Origin of the sequence: Mycobacterium zoologicum (assembly GCF_020181635.2) — a bacterium.
GTDB classification, from domain to species: domain Bacteria; phylum Actinomycetota; class Actinomycetes; order Mycobacteriales; family Mycobacteriaceae; genus Mycobacterium; species Mycobacterium zoologicum.
This window is the reverse complement of record NZ_JAYJJS010000005.1, coordinates 76,043-91,213: the sequence shown is the minus strand read 5'-3', so window position 1 is coordinate 91,213 and position 15,171 is coordinate 76,043. Positions and strand designations below refer to the sequence as shown.

At 68.3% G+C, this 15,171-nt stretch carries 13 protein-coding genes and 1 pseudogene; 12 read left to right on the top strand and 2 right to left on the bottom strand.

The annotated features are described in order from the left end of the window. Positions 1-72: 72 nt before the first annotated feature. The 3 genes from K6T84_RS05920 to K6T84_RS05910 are packed head-to-tail and all read left to right on the top strand — an operon-like array spanning position 73 to position 3,982. Positions 73-294, top strand: a complete 222-nt coding sequence (locus K6T84_RS05920) for a hypothetical protein (protein ID WP_224864275.1) — start codon at positions 73-75, stop codon at positions 292-294. 34 nt (positions 295-328) lie between these two features. Next, positions 329-2,947, top strand: a complete 2,619-nt coding sequence (locus K6T84_RS05915) for a LuxR C-terminal-related transcriptional regulator (RefSeq protein WP_304621313.1) — start codon at positions 329-331, stop codon at positions 2,945-2,947. An 18-nt stretch (positions 2,948-2,965) separates the two neighbouring features. Beyond that, complete coding sequence (locus K6T84_RS05910) at positions 2,966-3,982, top strand: aldo/keto reductase family protein (RefSeq protein ID WP_225401269.1); 1,017 nt, start codon at positions 2,966-2,968, stop codon at positions 3,980-3,982. 6 nt (positions 3,983-3,988) lie between these two features. On the opposite strand, the gene K6T84_RS05905 is transcribed toward K6T84_RS05910, so the two are convergent. Beyond that, positions 3,989-5,722 carry an N-acyl-D-amino-acid deacylase family protein gene (locus tag K6T84_RS05905; protein ID WP_224864277.1) on the bottom strand — a complete coding sequence of 578 codons (1,734 nt, stop codon included), beginning with the start codon at positions 5,720-5,722 and terminating at the stop codon, positions 3,989-3,991. Between the two features lie 47 nt (positions 5,723-5,769). Between K6T84_RS05905 and K6T84_RS05900 the strand changes: the two genes are divergently transcribed. The 5 genes from K6T84_RS05900 (at position 5,770) to K6T84_RS05880 (ending at position 10,285) form a co-directional block, all read left to right on the top strand. Further along, positions 5,770-6,147, top strand: coding sequence for a VOC family protein (locus K6T84_RS05900; protein ID WP_224865653.1), 378 nt, complete (start codon positions 5,770-5,772; stop codon positions 6,145-6,147). A gap of 11 nt (positions 6,148-6,158) precedes the next feature. Then, the gene (locus tag K6T84_RS05895) at positions 6,159-6,680 is read left to right on the top strand and encodes a mycothiol transferase (RefSeq protein WP_225401270.1); all 522 of its coding nucleotides are present in this window, start codon (positions 6,159-6,161) and stop codon (positions 6,678-6,680) included. 59 nt (positions 6,681-6,739) lie between these two features. Beyond that, positions 6,740-8,260, top strand: coding sequence for an aldehyde dehydrogenase family protein (locus K6T84_RS05890; protein WP_225401271.1), 1,521 nt, complete (start codon positions 6,740-6,742; stop codon positions 8,258-8,260). After that, positions 8,260-9,093 carry a hypothetical protein gene (locus K6T84_RS05885; RefSeq protein ID WP_225401272.1) on the top strand — a complete coding sequence of 278 codons (834 nt, stop codon included), beginning with the start codon at positions 8,260-8,262 and terminating at the stop codon, positions 9,091-9,093. The genes K6T84_RS05890 and K6T84_RS05885 overlap by 1 nt, the downstream gene beginning before the upstream one ends. Positions 9,094-9,184: 91 nt before the next feature. After that, entirely contained in the window at positions 9,185-10,285 is a 1,101-nt protein-coding gene (locus K6T84_RS05880; RefSeq protein WP_224864281.1) for a hypothetical protein, read from the top strand. A 3-nt stretch (positions 10,286-10,288) separates the two neighbouring features. On the opposite strand, the gene K6T84_RS05875 is transcribed toward K6T84_RS05880, so the two are convergent. After that, positions 10,289-12,310 (bottom strand): prolyl oligopeptidase family serine peptidase, encoded by a 2,022-nt coding sequence (locus tag K6T84_RS05875; protein WP_225401273.1) that lies wholly within the window; start codon positions 12,308-12,310, stop codon positions 10,289-10,291. A gap of 58 nt (positions 12,311-12,368) precedes the next feature. Between K6T84_RS05875 and exaC the strand changes: the two genes are divergently transcribed. From exaC to K6T84_RS05855, 4 genes and pseudogenes are all read left to right on the top strand, one after another. After that, a complete protein-coding gene (exaC, locus tag K6T84_RS05870; RefSeq protein WP_224864283.1) occupies positions 12,369-13,892 on the top strand; it encodes an acetaldehyde dehydrogenase ExaC in 1,524 nt (507 codons plus the stop codon). 13 nt (positions 13,893-13,905) lie between these two features. Next, a pseudogene (locus tag K6T84_RS05865) lies at positions 13,906-14,298 on the top strand (DUF779 domain-containing protein); the annotation flags it as partial. 41 nt (positions 14,299-14,339) lie between these two features. Further along, the gene (locus tag K6T84_RS05860) at positions 14,340-14,618 is read left to right on the top strand and encodes a putative holin (RefSeq protein ID WP_224864285.1); all 279 of its coding nucleotides are present in this window, start codon (positions 14,340-14,342) and stop codon (positions 14,616-14,618) included. Next, complete coding sequence (locus K6T84_RS05855; protein ID WP_408065929.1) at positions 14,611-15,162, top strand: hypothetical protein; 552 nt, start codon at positions 14,611-14,613, stop codon at positions 15,160-15,162. Before K6T84_RS05860 ends, K6T84_RS05855 begins: the two co-directional genes overlap by 8 nt. Positions 15,163-15,171: the final 9 nt, after the last annotated feature.

Sequence of the window (15,171 nt, the reverse complement as noted above, 5' to 3'; positions counted from 1 at the left end):
GGTAGTGGTCCACGGACGCCGCGGGCCACCGGACCGTTCACAGTGGGTGGCGAGCGGGAAGCGAGGGAAGCCGTGGCCGCAACTCATGGCATCGGGCACACCGGGCACCGGTATGAGACGGCGCTGCGGCGGCTCCCGGACGCGCATTCGCTGGCGCTGCGGCTGCGTGACGCCGGTGTCGCCGACGAGGTGATCTGCGGGTACCTACAGATCGAACCCGAAGGCCTGGACAGTGTCATCGAACTGGCACAACAGAAGCTGGACGCCGAGTTGACCAGGATTCCTGAGTATTGACCGTCAGAGTCTAGGGGTTGCTTACTATCGACCAATGAGTGACCGCTGGCCGTTGACGGGTCGCGGGGAAGAACTTCGGCTGGTCACCGAGGCACTCGCCGACCATGAGTGGCGGGGTGTTCTGATCGCCGGCCGGGCCGGTGTGGGCAAATCCCGGCTGGCCCGTGAGGCCGCGGACGCCATGGCCGCTGCCGGCTGGGCGGTCAGTCGGCTGTCCGGGACCGCGACCGCACGCTCGGTTCCGCTGGGTGCGTTCGCGCCCTGGGTCGACGACTTCGATGCGAACCCCATGGCGATGGCACGCCAGGTCATCACCGAGCTGCGGGCGCGGGCCGGGGATGCGCCGCTTCTGGTGGTGGTCGACGATGCGCATCTACTCGACGATCTGTCGGCGCTGGTGCTGCATCAACTCGTAGGGCACGGTGCGGATGCGGCGGTGGGCGTCATCGCCACGGTCCGCAACGGCGAACACCCACGCGATGCGGTGACGACGCTGTGGAAGGACGGCGTGCTGCGACGGCTGGAACTGCAGCCCCTGTCGCGCCCGGAATCCGACGAGTTGATGGTCGTGGCCCTGGGCGCCGTCAGCCCCGACTGCCTGACGCGGATGTGGAAACTGACCCGCGGCAACATGCTGTATCTACGTCATCTCGTCGAGCAGGAGCGGGCGGCGGGCCGGCTGGCGTGCGAGGCCGGCCAGTGGCGCTGGGCGGCCGGGTTGGCGGTGTCGCCGACGCTGGTCGAGCTGGTCGAATCCCAGATCGGTGCGGTGCCCGACGAGGTGCGCGAGGTCGTGGACCTGGTGGCGGTCGGCGAACCCATCGACCGGGCTTGCCTGGCGTCACTGGCCAGCCCGCACGCCGTCGAGGCGGCCGAGGAGCGCGGACTGATCCGGGTGCCGCCGCATGGCGACGTGGTCTATGTGGGGCACCCGCTGTACGGGGAGATCCGGCTGGAGCAGTGTGGCCCGCTGCGGCTGCGCCGGATGCGCGGTGAGGTGGCGACCGCGATGGCACGTGAGCCCGGGCGGGTGGACCCGCTTCGGCTCGGTCTGCTGTGGATGGAATCGGATCTGCCACCCGACCCGATGGTGCTGTCGCGGGCCGCCAACATCGCCCGCTCGCGGCTGGATCTCGCGCTGGCCGAGCGGTTCGCGCGCGCGGCCGTCGAGGCCGGTGGTGGGCCGATGGCCGAACTGCTGCTCGCCTACGTGCTGTTCATGCTCGAGCAGGGCCCGGAAACCGAGCAGATCCTGAGCACCGTCGACGTATCAAGGCTGCCCGCAACGGGTTTCGTCACCCCGGTGATCCTGCGTTCGGCGAACCTGCTGTGGGTGCTGCGACGGCCCGAACAAGCCTGGGAGGTGACCGAACAGGCGCTGCGCGGCAACGACGATACGGCGCTGCGCACCTTCCAAGCCGTCCAACAGGTGTTGGGCGGGTGGCCGGCCGAAACCGTTGACACGCTGGCCGGGGTGGACCTGGACCAGCTCGATCACTTCGGCCAGACCCTGGGCCGCTGCGCCGGCGTCATCGCACTGGGTGATCTGGGCCGGACCAGCCTGGCCGCGGCGCAGGTCGAGGCCGGGTACGCGGTGATCGCCCAGTCGCCCCAGGACAGTTTCCAGGGCAGTGGGCTGGCCGAGTTCCACGCCTACGCGCTGCTGGCCGCCGGCTGCATCGAGGATGCGGTGGCCGTTGCCGAAGCCCGCTACCGGCTCTGCGCGGACCTGCCCGGGATGGTCAGCGCCATGGCCGCCGCGACCGCCGGCATGACGTCACTCGGCCAAGGGGATCTGCCCACTGCGCTGCGCCGACTGGCTGGGGCCGCCGCCGGGATCGGCAGCTACGGGGAGATCAGCGGCCTGTTCTATCGGTTCAAGATCCTCTACACCGAGGCGCTGGCCCGCAGTGGGCAGGTGGATGCCGCCGACGCCCAGCTGGCAGCCATCCGGGACAACCATCATCCCGCCTACGCCTATGTCGAGACGGGCTGTCTGCTGGCCGGGGCGTGGGTGGCTGCGGCGCGCGGCAGAGCCGGTGAGGCACGTCGAATCGCCTCCGGTGCAGCGAGATTCGCCCGCGACCACGGTCAGCTCACCCGCGAGGTGGTGGCGCTGCAGACCGCGGTGCAGTTCGGTGACCCGTCGGTCGCCGACCGGTTGGACGAACTGGCGGGAACGGTCGAGGGTCCTCGGGCGCCGCTCGCGGCCCGCTATGCGCACGCATTGGCCGACGGCGACAACGACGCCCTGGAGGCGGTGTCCCAGGAGTTCGAAGCCATCGGTGACGTGCTGGCCGCTGCCGACGCCGTGGCGCAGGCCTCCGCGGGTTACCGCCAGGCCGGCCTTCGTGGCAGCGCGCTGTCGGCCAGTGCCCGCGCCCGCCAACTCGCCGAGCGCTGCGGCGGGGCCACCAGTCCGGCGCTGGCCGCGGCCAGGATGACGCTTCCGCTGACCGGGCGCGAGCGCGAGATAGCGCTGCTGGTGGCCCAGGGCCTGTCCAACCGCGACATCGCCGAGGCGATGTCGTTGTCGGTGCGCACGGTGGAGGGCCACGTCTACCGGGCGACGGTCAAAGCCGGTGTCGCCACCCGAGCCGAATTATCCACAATGGTCCAGCAATTCGACCAGACGCCGGTGCCGCCCGGCTGAGTTGGGCAAGATGAACCTATGGAATTCCGCTACCTGGGCAAGTCCGGCCTGCAGATCTCCGAGATCACCTACGGCAACTGGCTCACCCACGGCTCGCAGGTCGAGAACGACGTCGCCACCGAGTGCGTGCATGCCGCACTGGACGCCGGTATCACCACCTTCGACACCGCCGACGTCTACGCCAACGGGCGTGCCGAGGAGGTGCTCGGCGCTGCGTTGAATGGTCAACGACGCGAGTCGCTGGAGATCTTCACCAAGGTGTACTGGCCGATCGGCCCGGCCCCGCTCGGCAAGAACGACACCGGCCTGTCCCGCAAGCACATGATGGACGCCATCGACGGGTCGCTGCGCCGGCTGGGCACCGACTACGTCGACCTCTACCAGGCACACCGCTACGACTCCTTCACCCCGCTGGAGGAGACCATGCAGGCCTTCGCCGACATCGTCCGGGCCGGTAAGGCGCGCTACATCGGGGTCAGCGAGTGGACGCCCGAGCAGATCCGCAACGCGCACGGGCTGGCCCGCCAGCTCGGCGTCTCGCTGATCTCCAGCCAGCCGCAGTACTCGATGCTGTGGCGGATCATCGAACCCGAGGTGGTCCCGACCTGTCGGGAACTGGGCCTGAGTCAGATCGTCTGGTCGCCGATGGCCCAGGGCGTGCTGTCGGGCAAGTACCTGCCGGGCCGGCCGCCGCCGGCCGGGTCGCGGGCCACCGACGAGAAGGGCGGTGCGAACTTCATCAAACGGTTCATGACCGACGACGTGCTGAGCAGGGTGCAGCAGCTGGCGCCGATCGCCGCAGAGCTGGAGCTCACCACCGCACAGTTGGCGATCGCCTGGGTGCTGCAGAACGACAATGTCGCCGCCGCGCTGGTCGGGGCGTCGCGCCCGGAGCAGGTCACCGAGAACGTCAAGGCATCCGGGGTGCGGATCCCGGACGAAATCCTGGCCCGCATCGACGTGGTGCTGGGTGACGCGGTGACCGCTGACGGCGAATTAGTGGCGAAATCCACTCCACCGCAACGGATGCTCTGATCCGGGTCAGGCCGGCGCTGGTTGCCGGCCCCGCACCAGCCTGCCGGGCCGCGCGGCGGTGGGTTTGCCGTTCTCGGCGATGATCTCGCCGGCAACCACCGTCGCGACGTAGCCATCTGCGGTCTGATCGAGCCGACGCCCGCCGGCGGGCAGGTCGTAGGTGACCACCGGCCTGTGCAGACGCAGGTTCTGGTGATCGATCACGTTGAGGTCGGCCTTGTAGCCCACCGCGATCCGGCCCCGGTCCGCAAGGCCCGCGACCTGGGCGGGTACGGACGTCAATTCGCGGACCGCCACCTCGACGCTGAGGCGCCCGGAAGCGCGGTCGCGTGCCCAGTGCGTCAGAACGTAGGTGGGAAAGCTGGAGTCGCAGATCATCCCGTAGTGCGCGCCACCGTCACCGAGGCCCAGCACCACGTCATCGCGGCGCATCAGGGTGCCGACGGTGTCCAGGGAGTTGTTCTCGAAGTTGGCCAGTGCGTCGAGCAGGATCGCGCGGCCGTCGTCGTCGAGCAGCCGATCATAGGCTTCCTCGACGGGGGAGACGCCGCGGGCTTTGGCCCGTGCCGCAATGCTTTTCGCTTCCTCGGGCTCGTAGTCGGCGTCGTCGTCCAGCGGGAAGGTCCAGTCCCAGGACTGGGCCATGTAGGCGAGCGGATTGGTCGGGACGATACTGGGCGAGTCGGCCAGAATCTGCTGGCGGACCTCGGGTTTGCGCATTTCGGCGACGCGCTCGGCCAGTGGCAGGCCCGCGATTCTGCGGTAGCTGGGGTACAGCACGAACGGGTGGATGCTCAAGTCCAGGCCGACCATGAGGCCGATCGGGCGGGGGAAGACCTGCGCGGTGATCGCGGCGCCCGACCCGTTGGCCGCCTCCACCATGGCCATGGCGTCTTGCCAGAGCGGCGGGCCGGTGTTGCCGATCAGCAGGCTGAAGGTCACCGACAGACTTGATTCGATTGCCGCGTCGAATACCTGTTGCAGCACAGGCTGATATGCACCGGCGGGCAGATCCGGGACGAACTGGATCAGGCCGCCTCCGCCGTCGGCCAGGCCGCGGCTGATCGCCTGGATCTCGGCGAAAGAGGCGTCGTAGCTGGGAATCTGCGAACCGGTTTTTGTACGGTGGGTCATCAGTCGCGACGACGAGAACCCAAGCGCCCCAGCCTCGGCGGCCTCGCGGGCCAGCCGGCGCATGTGCTCAAGATCCTCTGGAGTTGCGGGCTCGCGGTCGGCACCGCGCTGGCCCATCACGTAGACCCGCAGTGGTGAATGCGGCAGGAACGCCGCAACGTCGATGTCCCGGTGGCGTTGGTCGACGGCATCCATGAACTGCGGGAACGTTTCCCAGGTCCACGGCAGGCCGTCGGTCATCACCACACCGGGAATGTCTTCGACGCCGGACATCAGGTCCACCAGCACGTCGTGGTCGGCCAACCGGCACGGCGCGAAACCCACCCCGCAGTTGCCCATCAATGCGGTCGTCACGCCATGGGCCGATGAGGGATTGAGCCGATCCGACCAGATCGACTGCCCGTCGTAGTGGGTGTGCAGATCGATGAAACCCGGTGTCACCAGAAGCCCGGTCGCATCGATCACGTGCTGGGCCCCGCCGGCCCTACCGACCGCCGGACCGATCTCGACGATCACCCCGTCGCGCACCGCGACGTCACCGACGAACGGGCTGCCGCCCAGCCCGTCGACGACCGTCCCGTTTCGGACGATGAGGTCGAAACTCACCCAACCAATCTACGACCGTGTCGGCATCTCGTGCCAGGATGGCTGAAATGATCGACCACTTCGGCATCAACTGCACCGACTACGCCGCATCGCAGCAGTTCTACGACACGGTGCTGGCCGTACTCGGCTACAGCCGAGAGCTCGATTTGGGGCCGGCCATCGGGTACGGCCGCGACGGTCACCCGGCATTCTGGATCGCCGACGCCGCCGCTGGTGACGCCTCGGGTCCCAACCGGGAGATTCACGTCGCGTTCGCCGCCGCCGATCACGCCCAGGTGCAGGCGTTCTACGACACCGCACTGGCGCTCGGCGCCGAATCACTGCACGCCCCGCGACTGTGGCCCGAGTACCACCCCGACTACTACGGCGCCTTCGTCCGCGATCCCGACGGCAACAACGTCGAGGCCGTCTGCCACCAGGCGTAGCGTCAGCCGGTATGACCGGTACCGACCCGACGGCGGCCCTGCGGGATCTGCTCCGCGACGCGTTCACCCGGCTGATCGAGCACAGCGACGCAGTCACCGACGGACTCACCGAGGAGGTGGCCCGGTATCGGCCGACGCCGAAGGCCAACAGCATCGCGTGGCTCGTGTGGCACAGCGCCCGGTGCCAAGACATCCAGGTGGCCCAGGTCGCGGGCGTCGAGCAGGCCTGGACCCGCGACGGCTGGGTGGGCCGGTTCGCCCTCGACCTGCCGCCCGATGACAGCGGGTACGGCCACGGCCCGGCCGAAGTCGCCAAGGTCGACGCACCCGCGGAACTGCTGGCCGGCTATTACCGCAGCGTGCACCAGTTGACGCTGGACTACCTCGACGGTGTTACCGCCGACGAGCTGGCCCGCGTCGTCGACACCCACTGGGACCCGCCTGTCACCGCCGGTGTGCGGCTGGTCAGCGTCATCGACGACTGCGCCCAGCACCTGGGTCAGGCCGCGTACCTGCGGGGTCTGAAGGACTGACTTGACACCTGTCGAGACCGGGTGCGATCCGGATCACAAACCGGACTAGCATGGCGCCCATGACCACCACGAATCCAGCCCCCACCTTCTCGGGCACCGACACCGTGCTCAACCCCGCCAGCGGTGAGGTCGCCGGCGAGGTGCATTGGACCGATGCGTCGGACGTCCAAGGCATTGCCACCGGCCTGCGCACCGCCCAGCGCGAATGGGAGCGCCGCGGCGCCAAGAGCCGGGCCAAGGTGCTGTCCCGTTTCGCGATCTGGCTGGGCGACAACCGCGACGAGATCGAGAAGCTGCTGATCGCCGAGACCGGCAAGTCCAGCACCGACGCCGCGCAGGAAGTGCCGCTGCTGATCATGATCCTGTCGTACGTGATCAAGGTGATGGACGAAGCGATGGCGCCCGAGACCCGCCCGGCGTCGCTGCCCATGATGCGGATCAAGAAGGTCGCCATCCACTTCCGGCCGCGGCCGGTGGTCGGTGTGATCGCGCCGTGGAACTACCCGGTGGCCAACGCGCTGATGGACGCCATCGGCGCGCTGGCGGCCGGCTGCGCGGTGCTTCTCAAGCCGTCCGAGCAGACCCCGCTCACCGCTGAGCTGCTGAGCCAGGGATGGAAGGCCGCCGGCGGCCCGGACGTGTTCGCGGTGGTCCAGGGCGCCCGCGAGGTCGCCGAAGCGGTGATCGACAACTCCGACTACGTGCAGTTCACCGGTTCCACCGGTACCGGACGCAAGGTGGCCGAGCGGGCCGCGAGCCGGCTGCTGCCCTACAGCCTGGAACTGGGCGGCAAAGACCCGATGATCGTCTGCGAAGACGCCGACATCGACCTGGCCGCGCACGCCGCGGTGTGGGGGGCGATGTTCAACGCCGGCCAGACCTGTGTGTCCGTCGAGCGGGTGTATGTGCTCGACGCCGTCTACGACAAGTTCGTCGCCGCGGTGGTCCGCGACGTGGAGGCGCTGGAGATGGGCTCCGGTGAGGGGAAGCACTTCGGGTCGCTGATCAGCGATGCGCAGCTGGCCATCGCCGAGCGCCACGTCAACGAGGCGGTCGCCGCCGGGGCGCGTGCGCTGACCGGCGGTAAGCGTGCGGCGGGTCCGGGTGCCTTCTTCGAGCCCACCGTGCTTGTCGACGTCGATCACTCGATGGCCTGCATGACCGAGGAGACCTTCGGCCCGACGCTGCCGATCATGAAGGTCAGCAGCGTCGACGAGGCGATCCGGCTCGCCAACGACAGCGTCTACGGGCTGAGCGCCTCGGTGTTCTCCCGCGATGTCGCTCGGGCCAAAGACATTGCCCTGCAACTGGATTGTGGAGCGGTGAACGTCAACGACGTGATCTCCAACCTGATGTGCACCACGGCGCCGATGGGCGGCTGGAAGACCTCGGGTATCGGCGCGCGGTTCGGCGGCGTCGACGGAATCCGCAAGTTCTGCCGGCAGGAGACCGTCGTCGCGCCGCGTACCAACGTGGGGGCCGGCGGCAACTACTACCACAATTCTCTCAAGGCACTGGCGCGGATGAACGGGCTGATGACCCGGATGGCGCTGGCGCGTCCGCGCCGCACCGCCAAATAGTGCGTGCGCTGACGGCGGCGCTGTTCTGGTTGCTGGCCACCGTGAGTCTGGCGGCCGCGGTGCCGACCGCGTGGGCGCAGTACAACCTGATCGACGGTGACGGCTATGCGCGCCTTGCCGAACGGGCCGCCGGCCAGCCGGGTCTGCAGGACGCGGTCGCGGCCGAACTCAGCGCCCAGGCCGTGCAGTTGATCCGCGGCGCGGGTTTCTCCGTCGACCCGTCATCGGTGCGGCGGGCGGCTCGCGAATACACCGCCGGGCCGTCGTTTCCGACGCAGTTCGTCCGCGTCAACCGGGACGGGCACGCGTGGCTGCTCAACGTCGGCGACCTCGGGCCCTGGGAGATCGACGTGGCGCCGATGCTGCGCGACGACGCGTTCGCCCAACTGCTGTCGGACTACCCGGTCACGGTGCCCGCCTCGATGACGGTGCCGTTGACATCGACCTCGACGGAGGTGATACGCCCCGCCGGACTGCACCGGCTTCCGGTGTGGGGACCGATGCTCAGCGTGGTGCTGGCCGCAATGACCGGGTTGTGCGCCGTATGCACCCTGGTCGGCGCGCGTCATCGCGGGCGAGCCTTGGCCGGTCTGGGTGTCTCGGCACTGCTGGTGGGGGCCGGCGCCTGGTCGGTGATCGAAGTGGGGCGGCGCTACCTCGACCAGCTGCTCAACCAGGCCACCGGCGACATTCGCCGGATCGCCGACGCCATGGTGGACGCCGCCGAGGGCAGCCTGCATCTGTGGCTGAGCCTCACGCTGGCGACCGGCGGGGCGCTGGTGCTGGTGGGCGTGGGTGTCGCGCTCATGGGTGGGCTGCGCAAGTCCAAATAGCCACCCAAAGACATGTCGACTGAACGATCGACACCCGTGGGCCGCGCTGATTGCCATAATTGACGATCAACCACGGGAGGTTGACACGTCCATGAGCAAGCCCGACACGGCACGATTCGACTTCCGGCCGCACCATGCGATGTGTGCCCTGGCCGTGTTGTGGGTGGTGCTGGCGCTGCTCACCTGGCCGGGTATCGGCTGCTGGTTCGCCGCCGCGGCCTACCTCTGCGCTTGGGCATACACCCGCCACCACCAGACCGTCTGGCCGGCCGACGTCCAGGCGGCGTGCGCGAACCGCGGCTGGGCGCTACCGCGTGACGAGCCGGCCCCGGACGACCGCAATCCCCCGATCCCGTTTCGCCCCATGACGATTGCCGAACTGTACGCCGGCGTCGTCAAGATCGTGTGGCGGAACTGGCCGACGCTGATCGGAGTACCCGCAGTCATTCTCACCGGCCTGGTGGTGGCACTGGTCGCAGTCACCCAGACTGTCGAGAAGGTCATGGGTTCACCGCAGCTGGCCGGCATGGTCGTCGGCGGCGGCGGGGATCTGCGCCCCGGTGCGGTCGCACTGATCGTGGTGGTGGCCTTGGCGTTCCTCGCAGCCATGCTGCCCGGTGACGGGCTGATGATCAGCATCGCCACCAAGGCAGCCGACTGCGCGGTGCGCGGCCAGCCGATCCGATTCGACGAGATGTTTCACCGTGCCAAACGGCGCAAGTATGCGGTCGGCCGGTTGACCGGCACCTACTACCTGATCTTGACGGTCATGCTGGTGGTTCAGGTCGTCGCGGCTTCCAGCGTGTTCTACACCGCGCTGGTGCCCACGCTGGTGGTCGGTGGCCTGGCGTCGGTGTTCGTCTCCATTCTGCTGTGCCTGTCGCCGGTGGTGCTGGTTCTCGAAAAGCGTGGAGTCGCAGACTCATTCCGGCGTTCGATCGAGATCTGTCGACCGGCCGTGGGACGAGTCATCGCGATCAACCTGGTGTGGATCGTCGCCGTGACACCGGTGGTGGTGCTGTCGGTGTTGTTCCCCACGGTCACCCCGGTGGTGGTCCTGGTCATCGTGCCGGTGGTGTTCGGCGTGGTCCGCTGCCTGCAGATGCTGGTCTACGCCGATCTGCGTATGCGCCAAGACAACTACGGGCAGGAACTACGAACCGCATGGGCCCGCAACACCGGGGCCGGGTAACGCTCAGCCCTTGCCGCCCAGCATCCGCCACAGGAACGAGAAGCTCAGCGCGGACTTGAACGCCGCTTGGGCGTTGTCGGCGGCGCCGCCGTGGCCGCCCTCGATATTCTCGTAATACCAGACCTTGTGGCCGAGCTCTTCGAGTGCGGCGGCCATCTTGCGGGCATGCCCCGGGTGAACGCGGTCGTCGCGGGTGGAGGTGGTGATCAGCACCGGGGGGTAGTCACGTGAATCCGAAATATTCTGGTACGGAGAGTATTTGGAGATGAATTCCCAGTCTTGCGGGTTGTCCGGGTCGCCGTACTCGGCGACCCAGGACGCACCGGCGAGCAACAGGTGGTAGCGGCGCATGTCCAACAGCGGTACCTGACAGACCAGTGCGCCGAACAGCTCGGGATAGGCGGTGAGCATGATGCCCATCAACAGCCCACCGTTGCTGCCGCCCACCGCGCCCAGCCGGTCCACCGTGGTGATGCCGCGGTCCACCAGATCGGTTGCCACCGCTGCGAAGTCCTCAGCCACCAGATGCCGACCGGACCGCATCGCCTGGGTATGCCAGCCGGGGCCGTACTCGCCGCCGCCGCGGATGTTGGCCAGCACGTAGGTGCCACCGCGGGACAGCCACAGCCGGCCTAGCACGCCGTCATAGCCTGGGGTGCGGGCCACCTCGAACCCGCCGTAGCCGCCCAGCAGGGTCGGCCCGGTGGCGCCGGCCGGGCGCACCACGAAGTAGGGGATCGCGGTGCCGTCCTTCGACGTCGCGAAGTGCTGGCTGACGTCCAGGCCATCGGCATCGAAAAAGGCCGGGGCGGCCTTGATCTCGGTCAATGGACCGTCCACCGGACCGTGCAGCAGCCGCGACGGACGGTCGAATCCGCTGGAGTCCAGGAAGATCTCATCACCGGTGTGGTCGGCGGTGGCGATCACGGTGTTGGTGTTCGCCGGCACCTCGGCGACCGGACGCCGCTCCCAATCGCCCGGCGTGATGACCTCTACCCGGCTCGCCACGTCGTGCAGGGTGACCAGCACCAGCCGGTCGCGGGTCCACGCGTAATGGTGTAGCGCGGTGTGCTCATCGGGTTCGAAGACTACACTCAACACGGCTGTGCCGGAGAGGAATTCGTCGTAGTTCGCGGCCAGCAGTGAACCGGCGCGGTAGGTGTCTGTGGCGGTGACCCAGTCGGTGCGCAGATCGATCAGGAGCCACTGCCGGTGGGCGGACACCGTCGCATCGGTAGGCGCGTCGATCCGGATCAGCTCGCCATCGCGCAGCTCATAGACCTCGTCGTTGAAGAAATCGATGGCCCGCGACACGAGCGTTCGCTCGAACCCGGGTGTGCGGTCCCGGCCGGCCGCCACCACGACGTCGGTCACCGACCCGGCGAACACCAGCTCCGCCTGCGACAGGTCCTGCCCACGGCGCCACCGCTTGACCATCCGCGGGTAACCGGACTCGGTCAACGAATCGGCGCCGAAGTCGGTGCCCACCAGCACGGTGTCCTCGTCCTCCCAGCCGATCCGGGTCTTGGCCTCAGCTAGCGTGAACCCGTCCGGAACGAATTCTCTTGCTGTCATATCGAATTCGCGAACCACGACGGCGTCCGAGCCACCACGGGACAACGACACCAGGGCGCGGGTGTGGTCGGGTTCGATGACGTTCGCGCCGCCCCACACCCAGTTCTCGTCGTCGGTGCGGGCCAGCTCATCGAGGTCGATCACCACGTCCCACTCGGGCGCGGAACTGCGGTAGCTGTCCAGGGACGTGCGCCGCCACCGGCCGCGTGGGTTGGCGCCATCGCGCCAGAAGTTGTACAGATAGTCGCCGCGGCGACGCACGTAGGGGATCCGGGCGTCGGTGTCGAGGACCTCGAGGGCGGCGGTGCGCATCGCCTCGAAGTCCTCGCCGGCGAACTCGTCGACGGTCGGTGTGTTCTGCGCCCGCACCCAGTCCAGCGCGTCGTCTCCGGTGACGTCTTCGAGCCAGAGGTACTTGTCGTCCAGCGGGTCACCAGCCATGGAGGACATTGTGGCAACGGCGGTAGTGTGATGTGTACAACACCATCGAAAACTAGGGGTTAGGCCGATGACCGTTTTCGCGCGCCCGGGTTCTGCCGGCGCACTGATGAGCTACGAGTCCCGTTACGGGAATTTCATCGGCGGCCAGTGGGTGGCACCGACCGGCGGTGAGTACTTCGAGAACACCACGCCGGTCACCGGCCAGCCGTTCTGCGAGATCCCGCGCTCGACGGCGGCCGACATCGACAAGGCGCTGGACGCCGCGCACGCCGCCGCCCCGGCGTGGGGAAAGACCTCCCCGGCCCAGCGGGCGGAGGTCCTCAACAAGATCGCCGACCGGATCGACGCGAACCGCGAGGCGCTCGCGGTGGCCGAGGTATGGGACAACGGCAAGCCGATCCGGGAGTGTCTGGCCGCCGATATCCCGCTGGCGGCGGACCATTTCCGCTACTTCGCCTCGGCGATCCGCACCCAGGAGGGCGCGCTGTCCCAGCTCGACGACGACACCGTGGCCTACCACTTCCACGAGCCGCTGGGTGTGGTGGGCCAGATCATCCCGTGGAACTTCCCGATCCTGATGGCGGCCTGGAAGCTGGCGCCGGCGCTGGCGGCCGGTAACGCCGTCGTGCTCAAACCCGCCGAGCAGACTCCGGCGTCCATCCTGTTCCTGATGGGCCTGATCGGTGACCTGCTGCCGGCCGGAGTCCTCAACGTGGTCAACGGATTCGGTGTCGAAGCCGGCAAGCCGCTGGCGTCGAGTAATCGGATCGCCAAGATCGGTTTCACCGGCGAGACCACCACCGGTCGGCTGATCATGCAGTACGCCAGCCAGAACCTGATCCCGGTGACGCTGGAGCTGGGCGGCAAGAGCCCCAACATCTTCTTCTCCGACGTGCTGGCGGCCAACGACGGCTTCCAGGACAAGGCCCTAGAGGGGTTCGCAGGGTTTGCGCTCAACCAGGGTGAGGTGTGCACCTGCCCGTCGCGTTCGCTGATCCAGTCCGACATCCACGACGAGTTCCTTGAGTTGGCGGCGATCCGCACCAAGGCGATCCGCCAGGGCGACCCGCTGGATGCCACCACGATGATCGGCGCGCAGGCCTCCAACGACCAGCTGGAAAAGATCTTGTCCTACATCGAGATCGGCAAAGACGAGGGTGCCCGGGTGGTCACCGGTGGCGAGCGCGCCGAACTCGGCGGCGAGCTATCGGGTGGTTTCTACGTGCAGCCGACGATCTTCGCCGGGCACAACAAGATGCGGGTCTTCCAGGAGGAGATCTTCGGCCCGGTGGTGTCGGTGACGTCGTTCTCCGACTACGACGACGCCATCTCGATCGCCAACGACACCCTCTACGGCCTGGCGGCCGGGGTGTGGAGCCGCGACGGCAACACCGCCTACCGGGCCGGCCGGGACATCCAGGCCGGCCGGGTGTGGGTGAACTGCTATCACGCCTACCCAGCACACGCCGCGTTCGGCGGCTACAAGCAGTCCGGGATCGGCCGGGAGAACCACAAGATGGTGCTCGACCACTACCAGCAGACCAAGAACCTGCTGGTGTCCTATTCCGAACAGGCGACCGGTCTTTTCTGATGGGCCCTTTCTGATGGACGCACCGGACCGGGTGACGATCACCGCCCCGGCCGCCGAACTGGTGGCCCGGCTGGTGGCGCGTCACGGTCCGGTGATGTTTCACCAGTCCGGCGGTTGCTGCGACGGCTCGGCACCGATGTGTTACCCCGACGGGGACTTCATAATCGGTGACTACGACGTGCTGCTCGGGGTGCTCGACGGGGACGCGGCCGGGGTGGGGGTGTGGATCTCCGGGCCGCAGTTCGAGGCCTGGAAGCACACCCAGCTGATCATCGACGTGGTGCCGGGCCGGGGCAGCGGGTTCAGCCTGGAGGCGCCCGAGGGCATGCGGTTTCTGTCCCGCGGCCGGGCGTTCACCGACGCTGAGAACGCAGCGCTGCAAGACGTGCCGCCGATGACCGGGTCGTTACCCCGCTGACCGGCGTCGCCGCCGTAAAATTTGCTGGTGTGATACCCCTGCCGCGCCCGTGGTTGTTGAGCAGTGTGATGCTCGTCGGTGCGGCGGTCGGCATTCTGACCGGAATCGGGTTGACGCTGTTGGTGCGGGGACCGCTGCGCCCCGACGCCGCGATAGCCCTGGTGCTCGGCGGGCCCAGCATCACCGGCCTGGTCCTGGTGTTCGTGTCGTCGCGACGGTGGGTGACCGCGTTGGGCGCGGCGCTGCTGGCGATGGCCGTCGGCTGGTTCGGGACGCTGGCGGCGATCCAGGTGGTCTCCGGTGCCTGACTCCGCCGACACCGGGGCAGACACCGGGGCCATGCCCCTGACCGAGCCGCACTGGCCGCCGAGCCTGGACACCGGGCCGCATCCGACGCCGCTGCCCTCCGATCTCAGCGAACCGACCCCCGAGCCCGCTCCGGAACCCGAGCCGGTACTCGCGGCACAAGAACCGGAGGAGCCTTCCAAGCCTGCTTCGCCGTCGAAGTCGATGGTGGTCGCCGGTCAGCTCCGGTTCCTCAAGTGGTGGCACCTGGTCCTGGTGCTGCTGGCGGTCTGGATACCGGCGGCCGGGATCGGGCTGGGCCTGTTCTCCTGGTGGTATTCGCTGGCCGACAAGACCCCGGCGGTGTTCGTCGTGGTGGTCTACGCGGTGGTGTGCATGGTGGGTGGGCTGATCGTGGCGATGGCGGGGGAGCGGCCGTTGACGTCGGCGGTGGCGATCGCGTTGATGTCGGCGGTGTTCGCCTCGGCGGCCGCCGCGGCCCCGCTCTACGGCCACTACTTCTGCGAGCACGCCAGCCGTTGCGTCGGCGGAGTCATCCCGTACTGAACGGATTCG

Bases quoted from the DNA above. Each gene is read 5' to 3' on its own strand.
- K6T84_RS05915 (WP_304621313.1), top strand. From the start codon at position 329: ATGAGTGACCGCTGGCCGTTGACGGGTCGCGGGGAAGAACTTCGGCTG.
- K6T84_RS05910 (WP_225401269.1), top strand. From the start codon at position 2,966: ATGGAATTCCGCTACCTGGGCAAGTCCGGCCTGCAGATCTCCGAGATC.
- K6T84_RS05900 (WP_224865653.1), top strand. From the start codon at position 5,770: ATGATCGACCACTTCGGCATCAACTGCACCGACTACGCCGCATCGCAG.
- K6T84_RS05895 (WP_225401270.1), top strand. From the start codon at position 6,159: ATGACCGGTACCGACCCGACGGCGGCCCTGCGGGATCTGCTCCGCGAC.
- K6T84_RS05890 (WP_225401271.1), top strand. From the start codon at position 6,740: ATGACCACCACGAATCCAGCCCCCACCTTCTCGGGCACCGACACCGTG.
- K6T84_RS05880 (WP_224864281.1), top strand. From the start codon at position 9,185: ATGAGCAAGCCCGACACGGCACGATTCGACTTCCGGCCGCACCATGCG.
- K6T84_RS05875 (WP_225401273.1), bottom strand. From the start codon at position 12,310: ATGTCCTCCATGGCTGGTGACCCGCTGGACGACAAGTACCTCTGGCTC.
- exaC (WP_224864283.1), top strand. From the start codon at position 12,369: ATGACCGTTTTCGCGCGCCCGGGTTCTGCCGGCGCACTGATGAGCTAC.